This window comes from Drancourtella sp. An12, assembly GCF_002160935.1.
Classification (GTDB): Bacteria; Bacillota; Clostridia; order Lachnospirales; family Lachnospiraceae; genus Sellimonas; species Sellimonas catena.
In genome coordinates this window covers 1-2,087 of sequence record NZ_NFLO01000041.1, presented here as the reverse complement: position 1 = coordinate 2,087, position 2,087 = coordinate 1, and the positions used below count along the sequence as shown (strand labels likewise).

3 protein-coding genes are annotated in these 2,087 nt (G+C 41.8%); all 3 read left to right on the top strand.

What is annotated here, in order from left to right; translation table 11 throughout:
- Window positions 1-452, top strand: a 452-nt coding sequence (locus B5E64_RS17645) for an Rpn family recombination-promoting nuclease/putative transposase (protein WP_140398901.1), incomplete at its 5' end; no start/stop codon positions are given.
- Between the two features lie 29 nt (window positions 453-481).
- Window positions 482-961 carry a hypothetical protein gene (locus B5E64_RS17640; protein ID WP_140398900.1) on the top strand — a complete coding sequence of 160 codons (480 nt, stop codon included), beginning with the start codon at window positions 482-484 and terminating at the stop codon, window positions 959-961.
- 536 nt (window positions 962-1,497) lie between these two features.
- Window positions 1,498-2,087 (top strand): Rpn family recombination-promoting nuclease/putative transposase (locus B5E64_RS17630; RefSeq protein WP_162610229.1); only part of this gene is annotated, 590 nt, incomplete at its 3' end.

Below are 2,087 nucleotides of genomic sequence, written 5' to 3'. Positions count from 1 at the left end.
TCTGGGATGAAATGGCCGGGAAGAAGTATACAGATAAGCTGGAGATTCAGATCCTGGAGCTTCCGAAACTTCAGAAAAAGGCCAGCGGACCGGAAGATGTGATGGAGTGGATGCGTTTCTTTCGAGGGCAGAATAAAGAGGAGCTGAAAGAAGTGGCAAAGGGAAATGAATATCTGGAAGGAGCATACGAGGATTTAGTAAAGATGAGCCTGGATGAGAAGAAGCGTTTACAGTATGAGGCCAGGGAGAAAGCAATCCTGGATTACAGATCCAATATGGAGGGAGCCAGGAAGAGGGGATTTCAGCGAGGCATGATACAAGGTGGTCAGGTCATGTTGATTCGGCTCTATCAGAAGAATCGTCTGACGTTGGAGGAGGCTGCAGAAGAAGCAAACATGACAGTAGAAGAGTTTCGCAAGCTTGTGGAATTGGCAGAACATTCTATGGAATAAGGTGTGGGGAAAAGATATTGAAAGCGTTAATGCATTGGGTTACGGAGAATGAAGCGGTTCTTACGATGATGACGGCTCTCCTTACATTTTTTCTTGGAAGATATACAAGTTATAGAGAGGACTATCGGGAAGGAAGAAAGGAAATTAATGATACCTTTTATAAGCCATTTTTAGAATTGTATGATAATGAGCACCATTCGATGGCATGGCATTATACTGATTTATCTCTGGAGATGCAGAATTCTATTATGGAAATTTTGCTCACAAACAGGTACAAGGTTCATCCCCGAATCAAAAATAAAATATATGAGCTGGATATGTATTTTTCAAGCAGGATCAGCCCGCTGTCTAGAGATCAGGAGTTGGTGGATGAGGAGAAAGAATATGTAGAGAAGGTATTTCAATCTATATATTCCTATATAGAGAAAGAATATGTGAAAAATAACAGAGCACTGTACTGTTCCCTGGCAAAGAGGTTCTATTTTTGGATCATCGAACGGAGAACCTGACAGCGTGTCCTGTAAGATCATAACTTTATCATCAGGTAGTTTTTTATTGGTTGATGATTTTCACTTGGGGAAAAGCATTTCTCCAAGTGAGTTGTCGGTCATCTTATGATTCACTTGCCAGGAAAAATTCATTTCCGCCGTCCGTTTGACGGCCTTGGCAACTGTGTTACGGGATACTCCGCAGCTATGTGCGATGTTCCGTTTACTGAATCCTAAGCTTTTCTGGCGAAGGATTTCTCGATATTTGGTTGTAATAGTGGACTCTGGTTTCTTGTCTTTTCGTTATTGATATGTTACTCTATCTATATCTGAAAAGCATTCGCTTTTCGTATTTCTAAGGCATTCGCCGAATTATTCAAATCTTATTATTGTATACGGCAGATCTAATGGCTGGCAATCGGACAGTTTCTTTTTCGCTTTTCTATCAGGATCATTTATTCCCTAAACCACTTTTTCCAATGGAGAAAATGTGCTACACTTACAACAGACAGAAACATCCTTTTCCAGTGGATGAGAAGCCGGGAAAGGATCGAATTATGAGAAACAACAAAAGAAAAAGAAAGACACAGAATAAGAGAAGACAAACTGCCCGAAACGAAGATTTTATCATGAAACCTTCCGTGGACTGGTGCTTCAAAGAACTGATGAGAAATCCGAAGACGAGAAAGGGATTTATTGCAGTGCTTTTGCAGGTTAAGCCGGAAGAAATTGATGAGACGATCCTGTTGGAAAATGAGCTTCCCAAAGAAGCAGAAGAGGAAAAGCAGGGAATTCTGGATGTGCATGTATGCCTGGCTGATGGAATGCAGATAGATATCGAAATGCAGGTGTTTTATGTGGAATACTGGGATGAACGCCTGCTATTTTATCTGAGCAAAATGTATGCAGGACAGATCAAAGCAGGGGAAAGCTATCGCATCCTGAAGAAGTGTATTCAGGTCAGCGTCCTGAATTTTGAACGATTTCCAGATGATGATTTCTGTTACCGGACGGTCCATTTCTGGGATGAAATGGCCGGGAAGAAGTATACAGATAAGCTGGAGATTCAGATCCTGGAGCTTCCGAAACTTCAGAAAAAGGCCAGCGGACCGGAAGATGTGATGGAGTGGATGCGTTTCTTTCGAGG